The following is a 1,426-nucleotide window of genomic DNA, read 5'->3' on the forward strand; positions in this document are numbered from 1 at the left end:
CCCGGGACTTACCCCCGTCGACCTCGGGAAGGCGCTCTCGCCGCACGAGGTGATCTGGAAGACCCGCCGTCGCCGCGATCACGGCGACGGACTTCACCACCAACCGCTGAACTACGAAGCCTTACGCAAGGTCTTCACCAGGGCCAACGAGGTCCTGGGAACGAACTGGACAATGCACGATCTGCGCCACACAGCTGCCTTACGGATGGTCCGCGACATCCACCTGTCTGCCCGCGACGTCCAACTCATCCTGGGCCACGCCCTTCTGTCGACCACCGCCGAGATCTACCTGATCGAAGATCAGGCCGAGGTGATACGCCGAGTCCAACACCACCTGGCCACCCGTGATCAGCATGTTCCACCTCCGATTCCGGCTGCACCGGGATACGACGCGGCAGATCTGGCCGTGCTTCTGGGAGGGACTCCGTCGTGACCGAGACGCTCGCGCCTTCCGGGTCGACGCCCGCGCCCCCGCATCAGCCAAAACGGACGGTCCGGCCCGGCACCTTGCTCAGGCGACATGACGATCTCGTCGTCGATGTCGAGGTCGCAGGCGGGGAGCGCGACCGGATTCTCCCGGACGAGTTCCTGGCCTTGCTGCCGTCACTGCCGAGCTGGCCGAAACGCGCCCACCTGCAACAACGCCACCGCGACGGTGCTGCGGCGCTTCTGCGATGGTTGGGAACCTTTCCGGGCGACGGGTGGCAGCAACGCTGGGTGGCCGCCAAGGTCGAGGACGATCTCGACTGGATCGAGACTTTGACCGACCCGGCAGATCCCCGATCGAACCGCGTCCGACGAGATGTGATCAACTGCGGGATCAACGCCTTGATCCTGTTGCGGATCGTGCGGCCGGGGTACCGATTCCTCAACAACTACAAGTCCCGTACGTTGTACACCGATATCCGGAAGTTGGTGTGTCCGCAGTTGTTCTCGGTGATCGAGTCACGAGCAGACGATCTGGAGATCAACAACTTCCAACGCACCGGCGCCTGCAATGTGATCAGCAAGCTGGTCCTGCACACCGGGCGCGCGATCGACGAGCTGACAGTCGACGACCTGTTCACCTACCGGGCTTGGTATCAACGCCACACCGGTAACGGCAAGTCACCTACCGGGCTGTCTCTGGCGTGGGAGCTGTTGTACGGGATCGCGGACCTCGGGGAACACATCACGCTCAAGGACGCGGTCCGATACGGGCAGCGACCGACACTCGAATTGGTCGATGCCTACGGCGTCCACAGTCTCGCCGTACGAGAAGTATTGATCCGCTACCTCGACGAGCGTCGCTCCTCGGTCGACTACGGCACCTTCGTGGAACTGGTCGGACGGTTGGTCGGGTCCTTCTGGACGGATATCGAACAACATCATCCCGGGATCGACTCGCTCCACTTGCCCGACGACGTGGGTAAGTCCCGGGGAGTGG

At 63.2% G+C, this 1,426-nt stretch carries 1 protein-coding gene and 1 pseudogene; both read left to right on the forward strand.

The genetic code is table 11. The annotated features are described in order from the left end of the window. Positions 1 to 433: site-specific integrase (locus tag A8G15_RS28545; RefSeq protein ID WP_156665616.1), on the forward strand; the 433-nt coding region annotated here is incomplete at its 5' end. Positions 434 to 507: 74 nt separating this feature from the next. Beyond that, positions 508 to 1,426: pseudogene (locus A8G15_RS28550) on the forward strand (site-specific integrase); the annotation flags it as partial.

The sequence above is a fragment of the Rhodococcus phenolicus genome, assembly GCF_001646785.1.
In the GTDB taxonomy this organism is placed as follows: Bacteria; Actinomycetota; Actinomycetes; order Mycobacteriales; family Mycobacteriaceae; genus Rhodococcus; species Rhodococcus phenolicus.